The organism is Micromonospora rosaria (genome assembly GCF_001567585.1).
Lineage (GTDB): Bacteria > Actinomycetota > Actinomycetes > Mycobacteriales > Micromonosporaceae > Micromonospora > Micromonospora rosaria.
This window is the reverse complement of record NZ_LRQV01000122.1, coordinates 1-21,968: the sequence shown is the minus strand read 5'-3', so window position 1 is coordinate 21,968 and position 21,968 is coordinate 1. Positions and strand designations below refer to the sequence as shown.

22 protein-coding genes and 1 pseudogene are annotated in these 21,968 nt (G+C 69.4%); 14 read left to right on the top strand and 9 right to left on the bottom strand.

Going from position 1 to position 21,968, the window contains the following annotated elements:
- The 12 genes from AWW66_RS25155 to AWW66_RS25100 form a co-directional block, all read left to right on the top strand.
- Positions 1–1,519: type IV secretory system conjugative DNA transfer family protein (locus tag AWW66_RS25155; protein ID WP_157527889.1), on the top strand; the 1,519-nt coding region annotated here is incomplete at its 5' end.
- A 206-nt stretch (positions 1,520–1,725) separates the two neighbouring features.
- Positions 1,726–2,568: a replication-relaxation family protein gene (locus AWW66_RS25150; protein ID WP_067371158.1), complete on the top strand. Its 843-nt coding sequence runs from the start codon at positions 1,726–1,728 to the stop codon at positions 2,566–2,568.
- Positions 2,569–2,854: 286 nt separating this feature from the next.
- Positions 2,855–3,550 (top strand): hypothetical protein, encoded by a 696-nt coding sequence (locus tag AWW66_RS25145; protein WP_067371157.1) that lies wholly within the window; start codon positions 2,855–2,857, stop codon positions 3,548–3,550.
- 91 nt (positions 3,551–3,641) lie between these two features.
- Entirely contained in the window at positions 3,642–4,373 is a 732-nt protein-coding gene (locus AWW66_RS25140; protein ID WP_067371155.1) for a hypothetical protein, read from the top strand.
- Between the two features lie 12 nt (positions 4,374–4,385).
- A complete protein-coding gene (locus AWW66_RS34960; protein WP_067371153.1) occupies positions 4,386–4,694 on the top strand; it encodes a hypothetical protein in 309 nt (102 codons plus the stop codon).
- A gap of 443 nt (positions 4,695–5,137) precedes the next feature.
- Positions 5,138–6,415, top strand: a complete 1,278-nt coding sequence (locus AWW66_RS25130) for a helix-turn-helix domain-containing protein (RefSeq protein ID WP_067371152.1) — start codon at positions 5,138–5,140, stop codon at positions 6,413–6,415.
- A gap of 78 nt (positions 6,416–6,493) precedes the next feature.
- On the top strand, positions 6,494–7,483 hold the full coding sequence (locus AWW66_RS25125) for a DUF932 domain-containing protein (RefSeq protein WP_067371151.1): 990 nt from the start codon (positions 6,494–6,496) through the stop codon (positions 7,481–7,483).
- A 151-nt stretch (positions 7,484–7,634) separates the two neighbouring features.
- The gene (locus AWW66_RS25120; RefSeq protein ID WP_245648478.1) at positions 7,635–8,006 is read left to right on the top strand and encodes a hypothetical protein; all 372 of its coding nucleotides are present in this window, start codon (positions 7,635–7,637) and stop codon (positions 8,004–8,006) included.
- A gap of 115 nt (positions 8,007–8,121) precedes the next feature.
- Positions 8,122–8,451 (top strand): hypothetical protein, encoded by a 330-nt coding sequence (locus AWW66_RS25115; RefSeq protein WP_067371148.1) that lies wholly within the window; start codon positions 8,122–8,124, stop codon positions 8,449–8,451.
- Positions 8,452–8,550: 99 nt separating this feature from the next.
- Positions 8,551–9,576, top strand: a complete 1,026-nt coding sequence (locus AWW66_RS25110) for a C40 family peptidase (RefSeq protein ID WP_067371147.1) — start codon at positions 8,551–8,553, stop codon at positions 9,574–9,576.
- A 615-nt stretch (positions 9,577–10,191) separates the two neighbouring features.
- Positions 10,192–10,626, top strand: coding sequence for a hypothetical protein (locus AWW66_RS25105; protein WP_067371145.1), 435 nt, complete (start codon positions 10,192–10,194; stop codon positions 10,624–10,626).
- 148 nt (positions 10,627–10,774) lie between these two features.
- Entirely contained in the window at positions 10,775–11,599 is an 825-nt protein-coding gene (locus tag AWW66_RS25100; RefSeq protein ID WP_067371144.1) for a hypothetical protein, read from the top strand.
- Here AWW66_RS25100 and AWW66_RS25095 read toward each other — a convergent pair.
- The 6 genes from AWW66_RS25095 to AWW66_RS25070 all read right to left on the bottom strand — a co-directional run bounded on the left by AWW66_RS25095 (position 11,586) and on the right by AWW66_RS25070 (position 17,256).
- Positions 11,586–12,227 carry a DinB family protein gene (locus AWW66_RS25095; protein ID WP_083978926.1) on the bottom strand — a complete coding sequence of 214 codons (642 nt, stop codon included), beginning with the start codon at positions 12,225–12,227 and terminating at the stop codon, positions 11,586–11,588. The two genes, AWW66_RS25100 and AWW66_RS25095, sit on opposite strands and share 14 nt — an antisense overlap.
- Before the next feature lie 190 nt (positions 12,228–12,417).
- Positions 12,418–14,358 carry an ABC transporter ATP-binding protein gene (locus AWW66_RS25090; RefSeq protein WP_083978924.1) on the bottom strand — a complete coding sequence of 647 codons (1,941 nt, stop codon included), beginning with the start codon at positions 14,356–14,358 and terminating at the stop codon, positions 12,418–12,420.
- A complete protein-coding gene (locus AWW66_RS25085) occupies positions 14,355–15,143 on the bottom strand; it encodes a hypothetical protein (RefSeq protein WP_067371140.1) in 789 nt (262 codons plus the stop codon). The genes AWW66_RS25090 and AWW66_RS25085 overlap by 4 nt, the downstream gene beginning before the upstream one ends.
- A complete protein-coding gene (gene adfB, locus AWW66_RS25080) occupies positions 15,140–15,370 on the bottom strand; it encodes an actinodefensin-associated protein B (protein WP_067371138.1) in 231 nt (76 codons plus the stop codon). Before adfB ends, AWW66_RS25085 begins: the two co-directional genes overlap by 4 nt.
- Complete coding sequence (locus AWW66_RS25075; protein WP_067371136.1) at positions 15,367–16,902, bottom strand: hypothetical protein; 1,536 nt, start codon at positions 16,900–16,902, stop codon at positions 15,367–15,369. Before AWW66_RS25075 ends, adfB begins: the two co-directional genes overlap by 4 nt.
- 150 nt (positions 16,903–17,052) lie before the next feature.
- Positions 17,053–17,256, bottom strand: coding sequence for a hypothetical protein (locus tag AWW66_RS25070; RefSeq protein WP_067371135.1), 204 nt, complete (start codon positions 17,254–17,256; stop codon positions 17,053–17,055).
- A gap of 166 nt (positions 17,257–17,422) precedes the next feature.
- On the opposite strand from AWW66_RS25070, the gene AWW66_RS25065 reads away from it, so the two are divergent.
- On the top strand, positions 17,423–19,576 hold the full coding sequence (locus AWW66_RS25065; protein WP_083978922.1) for an alpha/beta hydrolase family protein: 2,154 nt from the start codon (positions 17,423–17,425) through the stop codon (positions 19,574–19,576).
- Between the two features lie 424 nt (positions 19,577–20,000).
- Positions 20,001–20,177: pseudogene (locus AWW66_RS35640) on the top strand (IS5/IS1182 family transposase); the annotation flags it as partial.
- Between the two features lie 278 nt (positions 20,178–20,455).
- On the opposite strand, the gene AWW66_RS25060 reads toward AWW66_RS35640, so the two are convergent.
- The 3 genes from AWW66_RS25060 to AWW66_RS34955 form a co-directional block, all read right to left on the bottom strand.
- Positions 20,456–20,875, bottom strand: coding sequence for a helix-turn-helix domain-containing protein (locus AWW66_RS25060; RefSeq protein ID WP_067371131.1), 420 nt, complete (start codon positions 20,873–20,875; stop codon positions 20,456–20,458).
- A complete protein-coding gene (locus tag AWW66_RS25055; RefSeq protein ID WP_157527880.1) occupies positions 20,875–21,309 on the bottom strand; it encodes a hypothetical protein in 435 nt (144 codons plus the stop codon). Before AWW66_RS25055 ends, AWW66_RS25060 begins: the two co-directional genes overlap by 1 nt.
- A 310-nt stretch (positions 21,310–21,619) precedes the next feature.
- The coding region (locus AWW66_RS34955) for an FYVE zinc finger domain-containing protein (RefSeq protein ID WP_425413305.1) at positions 21,620–21,968 on the bottom strand (349 nt) is incomplete at its 5' end.

Genomic DNA, 21,968 nt, shown 5'->3' with positions numbered 1-21,968 from the left:
CGAGCTCGGGCACGCGATCGCTGCGGCCGCCACGGCGTACACCGGCCCGAACCAGTTGCGGCGGATGAGGATGCCGCAGCCGGTGGCCACGATCGCCGGGCGGCGGTTGCGGCGGGGTTTCCTGGCCACCGTGCCGGAGCTGGCGGCGCTGGCCGCCCTGCCGCAGGACCTCGCGGTGCCGGGTCTGGACCGGGCGCGGGCGAAGGCCGTGCCGGCGTCGGTGCGGGTGCCTTCCGGCGGGCGGGGTGTGAAGGTGCTCGGCCGTTCGCAGATCGGCCGCCACAGCGTCGGCCTGACGGTGGCCGACGCCCGGCAGCACGTCCATGTGGTCGGCAAGACCGGGGTCGGGAAGAGCACGCTGCTGCTGAACATGATCCTCGGCGACATCACCGCCGGCCGCGGGACGGTGGTCGTGGACCCGCGGGGGGATCTGGTCACCGACGTCCTCGACCGGCTTCCTGCCTCCCAGGCCGGCAGGGTCGTGATCATCGACCCGGACCAGGAGAACCCGGCCTGCTTCAACCCGCTCGACGACCAGGGTGACCCGCATCTGGCGGTGGACAACCTCGTCGGGATCTTCGCGAAGATCTTCCACGGCCAGTGGGGGCCGCGGATGGACGACACGATGCGGGTGGCCTGCCTGACCCTGATGCGGCACGCGAAACCGACCCTGAGTCTGGTGCCGTCGCTGTTGCAGGACCGGGAGTTCCGGGGCCGGTTCACCCACGGCCTGGACGACCCGGACGGCCTCGGCGGGTTCTGGCTCTGGTACGACGGCATCAACGAGCAGTTCCGGGGGCAGGTCATCGCACCGGTGCTCGCCCGGCTGCGGGCGTTCCTGCTGCGGGATTTCGTGAAGTCGGTGATCGGCAACGCCCACTCGTCGTTCGACATGGGCGCGGTCCTCGACGGCGGGGTGCTGCTGTGCCGGCTGCCCAAGGGCATCCTCGGGGAGGAGACGAGCCGCATCCTGGGGTCGATGATCGTGGCCCGGGTGTGGCAGGCCGCCATCGCCCGGGCCACGATCCCGGAGGCCCAGCGACGGGACGCCACCTTGTACATCGACGAGTGCCACAACTTCCTGACGCTGCCGGGCAGTGTCGGGGACATGTTGGCCGAGGCGCGCGGGTTCCGGCTCGGGCTCGTGTTGGCGCACCAGAACCTGGCGCAGCTGCCCCACGACCTGACGGCGGCGGTGTCGGCCAACGCCCGGTCGAAGGTGGTCTTCACCGTCGACCCCGCCGACGCGCGGGAGTTGTCCCGGCACACGAAACCCGAGGTGGACGAGCACGACCTCGCCCACCTCGACGTGCACACCGCCGCCGCCCGGCTCCTGGTCGGCAACCGGGAGCTGCCCGCGTTCACCGTCACCACGAACCCGCCGGCGCCGGTCGTGGGTGAGGCGACCGCGTTCCGTCAGCGGTGCGCCGCCGCGCACACCCGCGCCGACGGGGAGCCGCCGATGCAGCAGCTCGCCCGCACGGCGTTGAAGCGGCGCATGACCTCCCGCGACCGGTGACCTGCGCTGCCGCTCGTTCGGCTGCTCGTCTGGGTGCGGCATCGGGGGCTCGTTTCGGGGTGTCCGCGACACGAGCCCCCGCACGAGGCCTCCCGTCCGGCCTGTCAGGTGCCCCACCTGCCGGAACCCGGCGCGCGGCGGGCCCGCCAGCACGATCGACTCATCCAGACTCCCTCCGGGATTCTCTCTCCACGGGGTGATCCTCTATGCCGCTACCGCGTTCCCCTGGCCTGCTGGCCCTGTATCCCCACATCACCGGCCGGGACCGGCTCCTGCTCCAGCTCCTCGACGACCACCGGGTTTTCACCACCGATCAGATCCACCGCATGCTGTTCGGCGCCCGACGAACGTGTCAGATCCGGCTCGGTGAACTGGCTGCCCTCGGCCTGCTGGACCGGTTCCGGTTCGCCCGCGCCGGCGGCGGCAGCCACCCCTGGCACTGGACCCTCGGCCACCAGGGGCACCGGTTCCAGGCCGCCGCCCACCAGCGGCCCGAGCCCACCCTGCGGGCGACCCGCCAGAGCACGCACCGGCTGTCGGCCAATCCGCACCTGCCGCACCTGCTCACCGCCAACGAGTTCTTCGTGCGGCTCACCGCGCACGCCCGCCAGCACGCCGGGGCGCGCCTGGACCGGTGGTGGTCGGAGACGCTGACCACCAAGCGGTACCGGACCATCACCGCCGACGGGCACGGCCTGTGGAGCGTCGCCGACGTCACGGTGGGGTTCTTCCTGGAAGCCGACACCGGCACCGAGCCTCTGAGCCGGGTGGTGGCCAAGCTCGACCGGTACGCGCAGCTGATCCGCCGCGGCGGGCCCCGCTACCCGGTGCTGTTCTGGCTCGCCAGCGAGCAGCGCGAGGAACATCTCCACCGGCGCCTGGGCGGCGACGTGCCGTGCGCCACCGCCACCCACGGCACCAACCCGGCCGGCGCGGTGTGGCTGCCGGCCGGCGCCACCGGCCGGGTGGCGCTCACCGACCTGCCCAGCGACCACGGCCCGCCGGTGGCGGACAACCCCAACTACGACGACGGTGTCTTCGTCGTCTGACCGACCCTGACAGCGACCCGCCGGTTCCTGTCACCGCAGCTCACCCGCCTGGCGGTGAGATCTGACAGGCCTGGTGCTGTCAGGTCACGACGCTACGGTGCAGCTTCACTTTTTGCTCGCACCGCCGCCCGTCCCCACCCGGACCTGCCCGCGCCGGCGGGATCACCCCCAGCCCACCCCTCGGTCGGCTCGTGATCCACCCCGCGCCCCGACGGCAGCCCCGGATTCCGGACGCCGCGCCCGGTGACACCCCTGCCCCAGCCTGCCCGTGAAGGGAGCACCCGTCGTGCCCACCCCCACCCCGACCCCGACCGCCGCGCAGGTGGTCACCGTCTGCTTCGCCCCCGGCGAGGACGCGGACTGGTTCGCCGCCTCGGAGAAGGTCAACGACCTCCTGGAGGCCAACGGCACCCCCGCCCGCCGCTACCACGTCCGCCACCGGAGGCTGATCGGCTGGCTGACCCGGTTCTTCGGCTACTACCTGCTCGACGCCGCCCGCCGCTTCGGCGCGGTCACCCGGGCCGCCGGCGGACGCAAGAGCCGCCTCGACCTGACCGGCACCGCCGCCCGGGCCGCGCACCACGCCGGCCTGCGCTGGCGTGCCTGGAACACGTTCATCAACGCCACCACCCGACCCGCCCGCCCGTGGGAGGACCACCTCGCCCACCACCTCGCCGACCCCACCACGGTCACGTGGGCCGAGGCGCGCCGCCGCTTCGAGCAGCAGCCCCAGGTCCTGGCGATGCTCGCTCACTCCTTCGACCCCTACGAACTGTCCGTCTACCGGGCCGGCGAAGCCGCATACGTCGGCCTCCACTGGCGCATCGCGCTGGTCGGCGACGCCCTGATCACCACCGACGGTCGGCTCCTCATGCCGGCCAGCGCCTCGGCCGCCGACCGGCTCCGCTTCCTCAACGAGGCATGCAGCTACGTCCGCGCCCTGCGCCCCGACGCGCGGCTGTGCGCCGTCGCCATCGCCTGAACCCCACCGACCCCGAAGAGGGCCGGTCGCCGCCCCCGCGACGACCGGCCCTCACCCTGCGCCATCCCCTCACCCCGCAAGGAGATCCCCGGTGTTCCTGACCGATCCTGCGCTGCGACGCATCGCCGCCGACACCAACGACGTCCTGCCCGAGCACGTGTGGCGCCACGACACCGCCACCCCCCACCCGGTCGGCGACCTCGCCCGCATCCTCCACACCACCGCACGGGACTTCACCGCCAGCACCGCCACCCTCGACCAGGCCCTCACCCGCGTCGGCGCGCTCGCCCACCACGCCCGACGCGGCCTGGCCACCCACGGCGACCTGCCCGTCGCCGGCTACCACCACACCTTCACCGACGCGCTCACCGCCCGCGACCGACACGTCGTCCTCGGCGCCCTGCTCGTCGCCACCTACCGCGCCTGGCGCCACCACCGACCGGTCCGCACCACCGACGAGCAGCACCTGCTGCTGTACCCGGGTGACCCGGCCCGCGGCGTGGCCACCCTCCGGCTCACCGCCGAGCGCACCTGGCTGGTGCTGCCCGACGCCGAGGCCGCCAACGCCTTCGCCATCCCCTACCCCGACCGGGTCGTCGGACAGATCACCGAGACCGACCACGGGTGGGTGCCGACCGCGTCCACCGCCCCGCGGCACGCCCAGACCCCACCCGGACGAGCGTTCCCGCTGCCGGCCTGCGACGACATCCCGTCGGCCTGCCGGTCGCTGCTGCGCTGGTGGCACCTGCGCCACTCCGACGCCTGGCGCAACCGCACCCCCGACCAGCTCACCCCCGCCGAACTCGCCCACCTCCCCACCTGATCGGACAACCTGATGCCCTACCTCGACCCGATCGACCGTTGGATCGCCGCAGCCACCGGCCGCACCCTCGCCCAGCACGCCGCCGATCCCGTCCCCGCCGCCGTGCACCTGCCCGAAGCCGCCGCCGCCCTGCGATTCCTGCGCAACGAACTGCTGCTCACCGTCGACCGGCTCCGGACCCTGCTCCTCAACACCGACGACCTCAGCGAACCCTGCACCGTCACCAGCACGGTGGAGACCATCACCGACCTGACCGACGACTACCACCAGGCCCGCGACCGGGTCGACACCCTCATCGCCGACACCACGCCGACGGCGTAAGCGGCGGCGCACCCGGGCCCGCGGGTGCCCCTGGCCGCGACGTCGACCCCGGCGACACCATCCTGGTCGTCCTGCCGCGCATCGAGCGGCCGCCCGCAGAACCTCGCCGGACACCGCGCCAGCATCCGGGGCGGCACGTCCGACGCCCGGTTCCACCCTCTCGACAGCATCACCACAGGGTCGCTGTCCCCCGCCGACACCGGCAGCTACCGCGACCCCGTCCAGGGTCGCCTCTCCGTCCGGCAGGCGGCGGACGGACCTGCCGCCGCCCCCCTGACCTCGCACGGCATCGCCCCTGCGACGGCCACCGGGTCGCGATCCCCGACAGCACCGGCACGGCACCGCACTCGGCGCGTGCCGTGCGGGCTGCTGTCCGCGGCCCGGCCGCACCGCTGGCCGGCGCCACCCGGCGCCGGCCGACCCCATCCCAGAAAGGGAACCTGATGGATCACCCATCCCGGACGCCTGCCACGCAGGCCGTCCTCGACGCCCTCACCGAACTCGGGCAGGGCACCGTCCACGAGCTCGCCGACAAGGCCGGCAAGGCCCGCTCCACCACCGACAAGGCGCTCAAGACCATGGCCGACGCCGGGCTGATCGTCGCGGTGGACACCGGCGCCGACCCGGCCGAGGGCACCTCCACCCGGTGGACCCTCGCCACCCCGTCCGAGGACACCGCCGTCGTCCCCGACGACACCGACACCGACGCTGGCGGCGAGCACAGCGAGCCGGACGCCGGCACCGCAACCGGCGGTCCGGACCGTGAGCCGGCCGATCAGCCCATCGCACTGATCGACGCCCAGGCCCACAGTGCAACCAGCCTGGACGAGACCGACGACGCCGACGCCACGTCCCCGGACGCCGACGCGGCCGTCCAGGTCGACGGCGACGATCCGGACGAGCCGACCGACCTGGACCACGGCGTCGACGACGGCACCGCAGGCACGGACAGCGACCCGGACGCCGGGAAGAACGACGAGGCGGTTCCGCCTCCGGCCGTCGTCCAGCCGGCGCGACCGGGCGACCGCAAGGTCATGGCCATCAAGGGCGTGCTGGCCGACCACGGCGACGACGGCGCGACCCTCGACGTGATCGTGGCCGAGAGCGGCATCGGGCAGCCGACCGCCACCCGACTGCTGACCGCGATGGAGCAGGCCGACGCCGCCCGCCGGCTGCCCGGCCTGCCGCAACGCTGGATCCCGGGCCCGACCAAGGCCAGCGAGGTCGACCCGAACCCGGAGCCGCCCCGCTGCCCGCTGTGCCACCAGGTCATCCGCGGACTGGCGACCGCACCGAGCGCCACGGCGGCGGTGCAGCCGCTGATCCGCCCGGACGGCACGCTGCACATCGTCGGACCCGACGACGAGACCCACGTCGTCACCCTGCCCACCCGCACGCCCCCGCGGACGGCGGCCACCACCCGCAGCGCGGGTCGGGGCAGCGACGGGACCGTCAACGCCGACGGCAGCCAGCCGTTCGGCCGGGGCGAGCTGGAAAAGCTCACCCTCGACGTCCTCGCCGCCGCCCCCGGCACGGCGATGACCCCGCAGGACGTCGCCACCGCGATCAGCGCCCAGCTGAACCGGGCGGTCAGCAACGGCGCCGTGCGTAACAACCTCACGAAGGCCGCCGCAGCCGGCCGCATCCTCCTGGTCTCCGACACGCCGCTGACCTTCGCCTACCCGGCGCCGCCCACCTCGGACACCACCGAGCAGTCCTGACCCGTCCCGTATCCCCTCATCCGCTGCGGGGGCCGGGCCGTGCGCCCGGCCCCCGCAGCATCCCGGAAGGAGCACCCCGTGCCACACGACCTCGAGACCTTCGCCGACGGAACGACCGCCTTCGCCAGTGCCCGCCTGTCGGCCTGGCACCAGCTGGGCACCGTCACCCAGGACACCATGCGCGCCGAGGAGATCATGGCCGCGGCCCGCCTCGGCGGCTGGGGCGTGCGCACCATCCGCACCGTCGGCGTCGACATCGTCGACGGCGTCGAGGTGCAGGTCCCTGCCGACGACAAGCGGATGACCGTCCGCCGCAACCCGGTCACCGGTGCCACCGAGTACCTGGGCATCGTCGGCACCGACTACACGGTCGTCCAGAACGAGCAGTGCGCCGAACTCCTCGACCGCCTCGTCGACCAGGTCGGCGGCGCCCACTTCGAGACCGCCGGCAGTCTGCGCCGCGGCAAGAGCGTCTTCGTGACCATGAAGCTGCCCACCGCCATGGAGATCGGCGGGGTGGACCGCCTGGACCTCTACCTGATCGGCACCACCTCCCACGACGGCACCGCCGCCCTGCGGGTGGACGCCAGCCCGATCCGCGTCGTGTGCGCCAACACGCAACGGGCCGCCTTCGCCCACTCCGTCGGGCACTACACCTTCCGGCACACCTCCAACGTCAACGCCCAGATCAGCCAGGCCCGCGAAGCCCTCGGCCTGATGTGGAGATACATGGAAACTTTCGAGCAGGCCGCCGAGCGGATGCTCCAGACCGAGCTGACCATGCGCGAGTTCGAGAACGTGGTCGCCCAGGTGTGGCCGGTCAAGGACACCGCCTCCGACCAGACCCGCAACAACGCCAAGCAGCGCCTCGGCACCCTCAAGTACTTGATCCGCGAGGCCGACACCCAGAAAGCGATCACCGGCACCCGATGGGCCGGCTACCAGGCCATCACCGAGTACCTCGACCACTACCAGCCCGCCAAGAACGCCACCGTCCGCGCCAACCGGGTCGTCACCGGCACCGTCGGCGAACTGAAGGTGACCGCCTTCGACCTGCTGAAGGTCTGACCGCCGCTGCCCCATCTCCTGCCGGGGCAGCGGCCGTCCCGGGCCGCTGCCCCGGCTCCCGGACGAAGGAGACCCCCGTGAGGAGCACCATCAGGCCCGGCTCCCACCCGGCGGGCAGCCGGTGAGCGCCCACATCCGCCACCCCCGAGACGTGCGGCAGTCGGTGTGCGGACTGCCCGCCGCCGACGTCCGGCGGTGGGAGACCGAGCAACCGCCACGCCAGGACCACACCTGCGAGGACTGCTACACCCTGCTGCCCGAAGCCGCCCGCCCCGACGACGCCCACCACCCACCGGGCGACGCCACGCTCATCGACACCCTGCGCCGCATCGTCGCCACCCGGCAGTACGCCAAGATCGACGGGGTTCTCGTCGACGTGTGGTCCGCCTCCGTCACCATCCTCATCTGGGACCGGCTCCGCGACGACAAGCGGCACCGGCTGCTGGCCCTGCCGTCCCACGAGCTGATCCTGCGCTGCGTCGCCATCTACAGCCGCCTCCACCAGAACGACGGCAGGAAGTAACGACCGCGCACCGGCCACCGCGCTGCACGACCCTCACCACCGCGTACGCCTCGGACGTCGGCCACCCAACGGCGGCGACCGAGGCGTCCGCCTGTTCACCGCCCGGGAGGACCCGATGGCCTACACCCCGCCGTGGCAGAGAACCTGCGACTGCCGCTGCATCGTCCACCACCGCCGGCCACGCACCACCTACACCGAGCCCGACTGCGCCTGCGCCATCACCTGCGCCACCCAACCCCTAACCCTGGTGGCCGACCGCTGGGGCTGCGCCCTGTTCCTCGACCCCCGCGGCGACCTCTGGCACGTCCCCGCCATCGCCAACGGCACCTGGGACTGGGCCCACGCCGCACAGACCGGCACCCAGCCCGACCGTGATGGCTTCAGCCGACTGATCGAGAACCTGCTCCGTCACATCGCCCAGGTACTCGCCACGCCCGTCGCTTGACCGCACACGGTGGGCCGCCCCTCTGGGCGGCCCACCGCCCTTTTTTGCGCTCCACGACAACAGAGAAGCCGACCGGACCACCTCACGGGAGTTGCCACCATGACCAGGATCGTCATCAGATTTGTCGCCGTCGTCGTCGTGGCCTGTCTCGGCCTGCCCATGCTCCTGCTGACAGCCGTCACCGGCCTGGGCTCCGGCAGCTGCGGCCTTATGCCCGCACCGGCACCACGTTCCGGCGGGCCGTCACCCGGCAACAGCGGGTGGGACACCGACCAGGTCGCGATCGCCGCAACCATCGTCGACGTCGGCGTCACCCGAAGTGTGCCCCGCTGGGGCTGGGTCGTCGCCGTCGCCACCGCCATGCAGGAATCCGGCCTCCGCAACCTGCCCCACCTCGGCGACCGCAACGACCACGACTCCATCGGTGTCTTTCAGCAGCGTCCCAGCCAGGGCTGGGGTACCGCCGCAGAACTGTCCGCACCCGCCTACCAGGCCGGAAAGTTCTTCGACGCGCTTCTGGCGGTCCCCGGATGGGAGTCCATGCCTCTCACCCAGGCCGCGCAGGCGGTCCAGGTCTCCGCCTTCCCAGATGCGTACGCGAAGTGGACCGACGACGCCCTCCAACTGGTGGAGCAACTCACCGGCGCCTCCGCCAGCTGCACCAACGACGCACTCACTGCCCTCCCGGACGGGTTCACCCTCCCGGCCACCACCCCGCCCGCCGTGACGACGGCCATCCACTGGGCCCTGGGGCAGCTCGGCACCCCGTACCACTTTGGCGGTTCCTGCACCGACCCGCACTCCGGCGACCCCGCCAAGCAGTGCGACTGCTCCTCCCTGATGCAGGGTGCCTACCGCGCCGCCGGCATCCCCATCCCCCGGGTCACCACCGACCAAGCCAACGCCGGGAAGCCGGTCGCTGACTCGGCCCTTCTGCTGCCCGGCGACCTCATCCTCATCCCCGGCAGTCTGGGTACCCGCTCGAACCCGCGCCACGTCGGCATGTACCTCGGCGACGGACTCATCATCCACGCCCCGACCACCGGCGACGTCGTCAAGATCATCAGCCTGAAGGGATGGGTCAGCCAGATCGCTGCGGTCCGCCGCATCGCGTCCTGGTCATGAACGACCGCGTCGCGAACGAACCACGCACCCTGATGGCCTCTGCTGCCCGAGTGGGGGATAGCCGTCACACCTACACCGAAAGAGGGCTGCAGCAACCAGTAGCTCCGACAGCGATGGCGCAAAACGTGGCCCAGAGTTGATCCTTGATCTTTCTGCGGGCTGCCGGAATGGTGTCAACTCTGCCCTCAATATTCAGCCGAGCCGACAGACAGCTGGGCATTCCGTCCGCCACAGCGCCCGCTCTGCCGCCCATTAACCTGCGGATCTACCCTCAAGTCGAAGGTGCACATGCGGCATGCCGGGCGTCGTGGAAGGATGCGGCAGCTGAGATCACAAGGACTTGCCGACGCCTGAAACAATCCGTACATGGGTGGTAACCGGCTCCCGGGAATCATCGTCCGCTACCTACTTGGCGCAGCGCTGCTGTCGACAGTGGGCTGCGTATCGCCGGCTGGGTCGCCGTCGGACCAGACGCCCGCGGCTGAACGCTCTTCCCAGACACCGAAGGCCACGCGTTCGCCATCAGCCACCAGCAACCCGGCACAGACACCTACGTCAGGCGGCGACGAACTTCCACCTCTGCCGCCGAGGTCGACACCAAGTGCCTCCGAGTCGATGAGGAAGGCTTTCCCCGAGGTCGCGCCGGGCAGCGTGCCCCCATGGGTGCTGATGGGGCGCACGCTCCAGATCACGCTCGATGCCATCGTCGACCTCGACAAGCCGGAAGTGATCGACTGGTGGCCGCCCCAGCCGCCTGCGGACATCGTGTTCGAAGCCGCTCCGACCGCCCACATCCTGGCCGTTCCGCACCACGGGACCCGTATCGGCACCATCGGCTCTGGCCGCGATGCGTGGGACCGGTGCAAGGCTGCGAAGCTCGACGCCAAATCGGTCACGTTGGAGCCCCTTCTCAACGGTAAGGGATACCTGTGCGCACGGACGGCCCAGCAGCAGACGATGGTGTCATTCTCCAAGCAGTCCACAGGCACGCCGACAGTGATCGAGATCCGGGTCTACACCCCGTCCCAGCTGAGGAACAATGGCAAATAGCCTGCCTAAGCCGCAGGCGAGGCGGAACCGTCGCCTGGGCAGCCCGACGCCAACCTCACCCGTCCCCAAACGGGCGCCCCAACGCGTACCAGCGACGACCGCCGAGGAGGCCGACCCGGCAGCGAAGGCCTGGGTCGTCCTCGGATCGTTGATCTCCCAGACAGCTGTCCTGACTGCCGCTTTGTACTACTTCGGCTGGATACGCGCCCACACCACCTACAGCCACTTCGGGGTAGACCCGCAACTGCTGGGTTTCTCCGTCACCGACTACCTCATGCGCAGCGTCAACTCGGTGCTGCCGCCCCTGATCGTGACCGGGTTCCTCGTCCTCGCGCTGAGGGCCGCACATCGGCACCTCGTCCTGCCGATGATCACCACACTCAGCAACCAGAAACGCCAGCTCGTCACCCAGGCCGTCGTGACAGCCAGAGGCATCGCGGCGCTACTCGCCACTGTCACCGTCATCGGACTGTTGGCCGAAGAACAGGTCGGAGCCCCCCTGGGCCCAGCTCTCCCGCTGACCATGATCGCCGCAACAGCTCTCCTCGGCTACGCCGGGCATCTGTCGACACTCATCCGCCAGCAGCCGAAAGCAACATCCGATGCCAGCTCCATCCGACTACGCACCGCCGCCCTCCTGGCCCTCGCGATCATCGGGCTGTTCTGGGCCGTGTCGTCGTACGCCCAGCACACCGGACGTGCGATGGCGGCGGACAGGGTGGCCGGCCTGCCGAACGAGCCAGATCTCGTTCTGTACAGCGCCGAACGGCTTGCGATCGCTGGACCAGGCATCACCGTCGACGAGATCCGACAGGAAAACAGCCGCTTCCGGTACCGGTACGCCGGGCTACGCCTACTGGTGCACTCCCCCGACCGCTACGCCCTGGTGCCCGCTCACTGGGAGCGAGGGAACAGCCACGTCCACCTCATCCCCATCAGCGCTGATGTCCGAATCGACCTCATCGCCCGATGACAGTGCCCTCTCGAACGAATTGAACGACATCCGCGCGAGGATGTCGCCGACAGGCGAACTTGCGCGCGGTGGCTTCCAGCCTCTCGCGGTAGGACGCCCACCACGCCTCGTCGCCCTCGACCATGTTGTCGCCGGGCCGCCGCCGACCGACCTGGCCGTCGACAAGTTCGCGCACAATGTCGGCGTGCCCGGCATGCCGGTTCAGCTCGGCGAGCACGTGCACAAGGATCAGGTGCAGCGTCACCGGCTTGTGTCCCCACCACCACACCGAGCCGGACGCGTCGAACGGAAGCGTCTCGATCGTGGCGTCCGCGTGAGCCCAGACCCGGTGCCACAGGCCGATGATGTCCTCGCGGGACTCGTCGGCCGCGGCCCACATGTCCACGTTCGGCTCGGCGTCCGCCTCCAGACCGGCCACGGGCTCGGGAAAGGGACGGTCGAACACCTCACCGAAGTACCCCGCGGCCACCAAGGCCACGTGCTTGACCAGCCCGAGCAGGTTCGTCCCGGTCGGCACGAGCGGACGCCGCACGTCGTACTCCGACAACCCGTCGAGCTTCCCGAGCAGCGCCTCGCGCGCCTCCCGAAGGTACCGATGGAGGTCCGCCTTGGCGTCGAGACCTGTCATACCGCCCAGGATCCCACCGCCGCACCCGCCACGACGCCCGGTACGCCCACGTTCCGAACTACGGCTCCGCAACGGGCACGCCAGTGCGGTTCTGATCGCACCATGCCCATGCGTCGGACTTCGAGCCCGTCTTTGCCGGTCAGAAAGCCTGTCGCCACGAGATCGGTCGATCAGAATCGCGATCAACTGCTCATCCGTGACTGCATTGGCCGACTCCACGACCGATTTCTGCCCCGAGATGATCTCGGTCGTTAACTGGCGTCTCTTCCTTGATCGGTCGATCAGCCGTTAGTTGTATGGCCCCTCGTGAGAATGTCTCTTCGTCGAGTTGCGTGCGGTAGAGCCTGGCGTAAACGCCATTGCGAGCCATCAGTCCGTCATGGGTACCGCGCTCCACGATTCTGCCGTTGGACATGACGAGGATGTCGTCAGCGTCCCGAACCGTGGACAGGCGATGGGCGATCACCAGGGTGGTGCGGCCAGCCAAAACGGTGGCGAGCGCTGCGGTGACGGCGGCCTCGGATGTTGCGTCGAGGTGTGCGGTGGCCTCGTCCAGCACCACCACACTCGGTTCCTTCAACAGCAGTCGCGCTAGGGCGAGGCGCTGTTTTTCGCCGCCGGACAGACGGTGCCCACGTTCCCCCACGACGGTGTCCAGCCCGTCTGGCAGACTCTGCAACAGGGCCAGGATGCCGACGCTGGCGCAGGCCCGCATCAGGTCTTCATCCATTGCATCTGGGCATGCGTAGCGGAGGTTGGCGCGGATGGTATCGTGGAAAAGATGCGCGTCCTGAGTCAGTACGCCGACTGCGGTGCGCAGCGATTCCAGACTGACCTCGCGTACGTCTTGACCGCCGATTCGCACTGCGCCCCCGTCGGGGTCATAGAGCCGGGCCAGCAGCGTGGCAACCGTGCTCTTGCCCGAACCGGAGGCACCGACCAGCGCCGTGCGTCGCCCGGCCGGGATGGTGAAGCTCACCCCCCGCAGCACTTGTTCGGACGTCCCCTCCGGGCCTGCCATGCCGAGCCGACGGCGCGGTGGATAACCGAAGGTGACCTGGTCGAACTCGACTTCCGACTGCCCGGGGGGCAATCCCGGGGCACCTTGCACCTCCCGCACGGTCTCCGGCTCGTCGAGCAGCTCGAACACCCGCTCGAAGCTGGCCAGCGCGGCCATAGCCTCGACTCGGGCGGTGGACAATGAGGTGATCGGCGAGTACAGCCGGGCGAGTAGGGCCGTGATGGCGACCAGGGTGCCCACCGAGAGACTGCCAGCAAGCGCGAGGTGACCGCCGATAAGGTAGACGATAACTACCGACACTGAGCCGAGGGCGGTCAGCGCCGTGGCGTATGCCCCGCCCACCAAAACCACGCTGACGCCGAGGTCACGATTGCGCGCCGCCCGTTGATGCAGACTGTTTTGCTCGGTGAGCCGGTTGCCGTACAGGCGGGTCAGCAAGACGCCGCCGATACCGCACCGCTCGGTCAGGAACGCGGAAAGGTCCGCGACCGCCTCCATCCGGGCATGGCTGACCACCCGGAGCCGGCGGCCGACCCGTTTCGCCGGTATCAGGATCAGTGGCGGCAGGATTAACGCGGCCATCGTGATGGGCCAGGACAAGTAGGCCATCGTACCGACGACGAACACTAGGCTGGTGACGCTGGACACCACCTGCGGCAGAATGCCACTGACCACACCCTGAGCGCCCAAGACGTCGTTGGTAATCCGTGCGGTGACGACACCGGCCGGAGTGTGGGTGAAGAACGACACCGGTAGTCGCTGCAGGTGGGCGAAGGCGTCAGACTGCAACCGATACACAAGATGTTGACCAATCCTGACGCTCAGCCACTGGGCGACGAAGCGACCGACGGTGCTGGCCACCACGGCCAGGAGCGCCACCATGGACAAGCCGGTCACCACCGCCGGTCGACGGTCCATCACGCCCGTGTCGATGATGCGCTGGAGCAGCAACGGCGGCAGGACGCCCAGCATGCTCTCCGTCACGATGAGGGCCAGCAACGCATTGATGGACTGGGCCTGGGGGCGAACGTACCGTGCTATTCGCCGGATACTTCCCTGCCCGGGAGTCCGCAATGCCTCTTCCGCTGTATCGGCCAGGGCCACGGTCATCGCGGTACACGCCGTAGGTCGAGTTCGACGAACGCGTTGACGAGCTGCTTGATGTCCGCCACGCCCCATCGTGGCGGACAGGTCGGCTGGCCGTGGATATCTAGGGCGACCGCACAGGGATACCTCCCGTCCGCCAGGTCCGCGTGCGGATCGTCCCGGGTGGCCACCTCTCTCCACCGCAGGGCGGACGGTCCGGTGCTTTCGAGTAGTACACGCAGCGCCTCACATGCCGGGCAGCCTGGCATGGTCAGCACCAGCACGGTGTGGGCTTGACCGAGGCAGGTGGCGGACTGACGGATCTGAGCAGTGGCGTGCAGGCGGGCCAGTAGATGCGCGGCACCCGCCACCAGTGCCCCGACGATCATCACGACCGCCAAGCGCGCCGGCAGCGCCGGACCGGCCGGGGCGGACACCCCGAGGATTGCGGTGGACAGAGCGGCGGCAAGCGTGGCCACGACGTTGACGGCCACGTGCCAGGCCGTGATTTTGGAGCCACGGAGCCCGAAACAGGCGCACTCCCGACCCCGCAGGGTGACAGCGGCCACGACCAGCAGAGCGTATCCGCCGGTAATCAGCACCCCAGTCAGCCAGCCGATCGGCAGCAGGGCGGCGAGCAGTGCTGCGGTCGCCTCCAAGCCGATGACCACCGATGCCGGGATGGACCAGCGCAGCAACACCGCTCCCTCGGGCCACTGAAGTTCCCCTCGGGCGGCAGCGATGCCCTTGGCCAACCCTGATCCGGCGAGAACACCGGCGAGTAAAAGCAGCAGATACCACCCGATCACGTCTCGCGTACCTCCTGAGTGCGGGAAAAGATCCATCCTCGACGCTGGGCGTCGGCTAGGAAGTCGCGTACGCCGGGACCGTCGTCCCGAGCCTCGCCCTGAACCAACAAGTGGCCGGCAAGGGGCAGCAGTTCGTGACAGGTGAGTGTGTCGAGTTCGACGAGGACGTAACCACCGTCGGAGAGCTCGGTCAACGTCACGTTGGGCGCGAGCCGCCAGCCTTTCATGCCTTAGCCTCCCGTTCGCTGAGCCAGGCGTCGAGCCGTACGGCTTGGAGCAGCGTGGGCGCCTGCTCAGCTAGCAGGAACGGGTTAGCCAGGACCTCTTCCACTCGACCTGGGTCGATCAAGCGTTCCCGAGCGAGAAAGCCGTCATGTGCGAACGCCCGGAGCTGTCCCTCAGATCGAGCGGCCCAGGACACAGCGTGTCGCCGGGCACGGAATCCGCCGGCCGAGTGCAGGGCGTCGGGTGCGATCCGGTGCAGCGCCGGAGCATCGATGTAGCGCCCGTGATCGAGTTGGCCGCGTTGCCGTAAGGGCAGGTGCAGCATCTGCGGGAGCACCCGCGCCCCTGCAGCCGGTGTGACAAGGTGGACGCCAACGGACCGGGACACATCGGCGAGCGCAGCCATGGTCGGATCCGTGATCGCCCACAGCACGCGCGATGCCCGGGCGGGTATGTCACGGAACCAATCCGACCACGCCGCCCGGGTAGCAAGTTGCGCCACGTGCACGGCCTGCCGGGCTTCGCTGCTGAACCAGCCGGGGATGATGATCCGGCCACCGGTGTGTTCCGTGTCGTGGTCGTGTCCGGCGCGGCCGACCGCTTGCCCGGATTGCGCGTCAGGGCCGGCGTGGTCGGCGGACCGCCGCCGTCGTCGCCGAGCGCCGAGTGGCTCTGCGGTGAGTCGACCGAGCGGACCGGCCAACGCGTGCACTTCCTCGGGGCCCGCACCCAGAAGGACACGGAGATGGTGACCGGTGACCAGGCAACTGAACTGGGAGCGGGCGGCCGCCAAGGCAAGCAGAGTCCCCCGTGCCCGGGTCTGGGCTACTGGCCAGCAGCGGAGAGCGGACACGTCGGCGGTCAACTCGGGCGTCGACCAGAAACTGTCCGGCTGGCCGGTGACGGTGACTTGACCGGTATCCACATCGGCGGTGACGGCGCGTCTGGCCCGGCCATCCGACATAGCCCGCAGCAGAGCCTGGGACGCAACTCCGCCACTGACGGCGACCGCCACGCTGGCGTCGTCCCAACCCTCGGCGGCGGTACGCGCCGCATTCCGGATCAGCTCTTCAGCATCGGTTGGGCGAGCGGCGGAGAACCGTAGCAGGGAGTCGGTGTACGCGCGGGTGGCGCTGCCCCGGTTGGAGAGCAGCGTCCGGGACAGGCAGGGAGTACGGTGCACGCCGGGCAGGTGGGTCTGGTCGGGGGCGGGCCGTAGCCCGAGACAATCGCCGAGCAGTACCGGTAGTGAGAGCTCGGAGAGGGTAGGAGCGGGACAGAGCCGGTGCAGGCTGTCGCTGACTTCGAGCACGCCGGCCTGGTACCGGTGGTACACCTCGCCGGAGTGAGCTTCGGAGCGGTCGAGGACGACGTGATCCGTTCCCATCTCGACCGCGAGACCAGGCACTAGGTGAAGGGGGCGACCGTGCTCGGCCGGCCAGGGCAGTTCCTGCCCGTCGAGGGTCAGGGTCTGCCGGCGCACGTCCATAGTGATCAGCCAGGATCCGAGATCGAGTTGAGGGGGGAGATCCACAGGTCAGTAGCCTTCCAGTGGTCCAGCAGCAACCGTTGCTCTAAGCTCCGGCAGTACAGCTCCCTGTGACGGGCGGACCACTACTCCGCCCGTCACAGTGAGCGTGTCGGCGCTACGACCGGACAGGTGCGGTGTCAGGTCGACGTGCGGTCAGTACACGCACACGCAGCGAAGGTCGAGGAAGCCCTCGCAGTAGCCGCCCCGTGCGCCGTAGTTCGCGACGCAGTACTGGCGGCAGGCGTTGTCGTCGGGGCAGCCGCAGCACTCCAGCGGCGGAGCGGTTTCCTGGTCGAGATGGACTGCTACGGATCCGTCTGTCGGGACCGCCTCACTGCGGTGCACGAAGTGGGACATACGCCCTCCCTGATCACTGATGCGGCGCTTTGCCGCAGCAGACCCAAAGATAGGCTTAGGTGAATGATCAAGAATAGTTAGACTTTTTCATATCACGAAATTACTCATATTCACTTATATTGATGTCTGTAGTAATCTCGATTGTCGCGAGCCGACTGGAGGTGCTATGCGCGACGAATTAGAAGACCGAGCGGTCGATCTCGATGCGCGCCGCACGGTGTCCTATCTGCCAAGCCCGGACGGCGGTCGGGTGGCGGTGTTGACCACACCCAGATGTCCCGATCGACCGTCCCGGCGGATCCACCTGCTCCGGCACCACCGATTCGCTTACGACCTGACGCATCGGCTGCTGCCGACCACACGGCCCCTCCCGGCCCGGCTGGCGACGATCCATGCTGGCCACCCCGACACCGGGCTGGGCGACTGGCCGTTCCCCGTCACGCCCCCGGTGCGATGGCAAACCAACGGCACCGCCCTGTCCGGTCTGACCCCGACAAGGGCTGGGTTCTGCCCCTGGGTAGGCGGTCCGTCTGGCATCGGCCCCGTTCGCATCACCGACACTATCGTGGCGCACTCCCTGCTCGGACTTCGTGGTCGGCATGCGGACCCGTTGCACTGGCTCAGCGAAGCACGACTGTTGGTGCTCGTCCGGCCCGCCGGCGACGACGTCGATGCCGAAAATCCTTATGCCCAGTCGGACGCCGTTTTCGACAGTGCTGTCCGGATTTGGCCAGAGCCGTTGCTGCGGAGCCTCTGGTACGCGGCCCGGGCCGACTTGGCCGTACTCGATCCCCACCTCGGCGGAAGGCGCACCCTGTGCACGGGAACGGTGGTGGCGGATCTCGCCGTCGCCCCAGACGGTCGACACGTGTTGGCCGGAATCGTCGAGGATCTTCACGATCTGCGCGGTCTGCTGACGCAAGACCTAATCAACTATCGGGTGTACGACACCACGCGTCCTCGCCAGCCATGGAACCTCGGCCGTCTTAGGCACGGCAGCCTCCGGTGGACGTCGGAGTCGCAACCCACCCTTGTCTTCTGTGACGAAGGGCGAAGCGACGAACCGACCCGTTTTTGGACGGCCCGACTCGGTGCCGACCCGGTCCCGATCGGTCAGGTCACCGGTTTGGTCACCGCGTGGTATCCGGCCACGTCGGAGACTGTGGTACTCGTTAGCCGGCAGAACGGGGAGTATCGTCTGGCGTGCTCCTCGGACGACACGCGCATCCTGCCTCTGCCCGGACCGGTGCGGAGGCTCGCCCGGCTCGAGGTTACGTCCCGCCCGGTCCTCGCCGCGTTCAGCCGGGGCCCCGACGGTCTCCGGGCACAGCACCTATTCCGGGTCGACAATGGCGAACTGATACTGCTCGGCTCGGCTCACTACGACCGGACGGTACTGCACCAGGACGGTGAGGTCCGGTTGGTCGAACGGCGCAGCGGCGGTCAGGTCAGCCTCACCCGAGAAACCGTTACCGACGCTCGGACGCTGCACCGAGCCTGCCTTGCCCCGCCTCCCGACCCCACCCGGATCACGACAGCCAGGTTGGACTCCGGCGCCCACTATGAGGTGCGCCGCGCCGATCAACCCGAGTGCCTTCCGGTGATGGTGTGGCTGGTACCGGTGCAGGAGCAGGAGCAGGACGAGCCAGCACCACCGTCGGTTCCCGCACCCGCCGCCGCAGCGCCCGGTACCCCGGCCTGGACGTACCTGCCCGAGCTGGCGGTCGTCACCCTCACTTGCCCACTGCCATGGTCGCCGACCGCCACCTTCGACGAGATCGCGGACCGGCTGCGCACCACGATGGTCAGACTGTTGTCGGTACTCGGCGAGCAGGAAGGGCTCGACACCGACCGGGTAGTGCTGGGCGGGCACAGCTTCGGCGCTGCGGCAGGAGCCGTGCTGCTTAGCCTGCTGCCCGGACGCTTCCAGTGTGCGGTACTGCGCAACGGCGCCTACAACCGCACATTGACGCCGGCGGGCTTCCAGCACGAGCACCGGCCGTTCTGGCAGGCCCCGGACATCTATGACGGGTTCACTGCCACCCGCGTGGCGCATCGGATCAGTACGCCGGTGCTCCTGGTCCAGAGTGAGGCCGACACCAACACGTCGACCACCGTCGTCCAGGCCCGGTCCTTGTACGACGCCTTGGTCGTTGCCGGTTGCCCAGTCCGCTTGGTGCTGCTGCATAACGAAGACCACATCGTGCATACCCGGCAGGGCATCCTGACCGCCGCCCGGGAGGAACGCGCGTGGATCAGACGGTGGCTGACCGGTTCGACGATCGACGCCGCTAACCGCCAGACAGAGGAGGTCGGATGAGACTGTTTCCACTTACCCAGGCGATGCTGCGAGCGCTGCCGGTGGTGCGCGACGAAGCGAACCTTTCTGCCCGACTGGCCGAGCTGGCCGGCACGAAGACAGCCGCTGCGACGCCGGCACCGGCTCCCCGTCGGGACCCGCTCGGTGACCTTCTTCGGCTGCGAGCGTGCTGGCGCATCTTGACTCGTAACCGGCGCCCGGAGCAGGAGAACATCTTCCTCGCCGCTGGCCTGCTCGCACTAGGACACCATGCCCGCTTGGTCGTTGGTCGGGAGGCCGCACCGGCTGGACCAGCGCGTTACCTGAGCTGGGTCTGCATGAATGAAGAGGTACTTACCACCGGGCTACCGGTCGATGAGACCCACGTTCCGGTGGCTACATTGCCCCTGCGTCAGTAAAGTAAGTCCACGGAGGGTCGGTCGGGCCACGCACACGCCCCGACTCGCTCACCGGCGGCAAGGCGTACTCCTCCCGAGCGAACCGAACCGCCCTGCGAGGCAAGGGCATCACCACGGTCATCCCCGAACCCAACGACCAGATCGCCAACCGGAAGCGGCGAGGACGACGCGGCGGCCGACCACCGACTTTCGACAAGGTCCACCGAGCGCTTCGCCTGTGGCGCACCGCAGTAGATGCCTGACAACTGCCTCCACGACGGCTTCACCAGCATGATCGAATGCACCGACAGTGGCGGGACCACCTCAGATCGAGGCAGCTCCCGGCGAGTCATGCCGGTGTGCGCGGCCCAGCGGATCAGCGCTGCGAAGACGGTGGGGTGGCGTTCGTGGAAGAAGAATCGCACGGCCTGACAGGACGAACGCCCGCGTGCTGAACCCGACCGCCCAGGAATGACGGGCTCCGGCACGGTGTCCATCGCGGTCATGTCTCCCGTCCACCGCGTAGTGCGTACAAGCGCGGCCGGCCGCCGTTGCCCACCTCGGACGTGGTGTCGGAGTCGACTGAGCCGACAGCCACGATCTCCGTGATCACCCTGAAGCGGGCCGGCATCGTCGCCGAGGCATCCGTCCGTGGCTGCGCTGTCGTCTGGTGGTCCAAGAACCGCCGCAACCGGCCGAGCGCTCCGCCCGTCTCCAGCACCTCGTCACAGCGGGCCAAGACATCCAGACTGGCCGTCCGCTCCGCCTTCTCGATCTTGCCGAGAAGGTCCGGACTCACATACACCAGCGCAGCCAACCGTGCCAACGACAACCCGCGCTGCTGCCGCCAGCACCTCAGCTCCGCACCAAGGAAGTGACGCGCGGATGCGTGTGGCTTCAACTCGGCCGGCTGCTGCCCCATCAGACCCGCCTACGCCCGTCGGCGAGCGAGTACACCCGCGCCCCGTCGGCCGAGGTCAACGGCAGCGCCGAGAGTCCGGGACTACCGTCAGGCACCGTGGTCACAAGGACACGGATGGGCCCGGCACGCTCACCGTCAACCGTGATCACGACCGCCGCCCCCGCCGCGACGTCGAGACGCACGGTGGTGGGTACCCCGTCCGCGTCGTCGTTCGAGGACGCGGACGGTGTGGGCGCCGGCTCTGCCTCCCGTACCGGCGGTGCCACGGTCGTCACCGCCTCGACCGACCGTCCCAGACCGTAGATCACGTACAGGCCGATCGAGGCGTCGTCGTCCACGCCGAAGACGCCACGCAGCCCCGCCCGCACGTGCGCCACCGGCCAGCGATGCTCACCCCGCTCCAACTTCCCGATATAGGCGCTGCCCAGGTCCACGCGTCGTCCCTGGTGCTCCCAGACCCACGCGTTCACCGCCTCGGCAATCTCCTGCCGCGACATCACCCGCCCCGACCCCGTCGGCGACCGCAACCCCAGCCGCGCACGCCGCAACAGAACATTCGGACTACGGGGAGCCCTCGTATGAACGCCCGGTACGCCGTCCACCCCCGCCGAGGTCACCAGTCGGAGGGAGTTCGGTCGGCGAACAGGCCGCCGGTCGGGCCGTCCGGTGGCAGCGTCGCCAGCCACACATGCGTGTCACACGCGATCGCCGATTGGCCACTCGCGGCGATCACCCCGATACCACTCACGATCCCGCTTCCTCCGGTAGTAGTGAAGGGCCGATGGTCGGCTGCTGAGGGTCGGGATACCGATGCGTCCAGCCGAGGAACCGGTCGAACATCCCCCCGCAACCGCCCGTGCTCCTCGCGTCGAGATCACGCAGATCGTCGATCGCCTCGTGCAGACACGCCGACAGATACAGCGACAGCCCGACTCGGTTGCCCTCGTACTCGACAAGAAGCGATTCCCTCGCCGGGACGCAGGGCCAGACATGGCCGCAGGCGCGGCAGTGCCACCGCGGACGCGACGGCACATGTGTCAACGCCGGCTGAAGTTTGACCCCTCTGTTCCGGCCGAATGTTGACCCCCTCGCT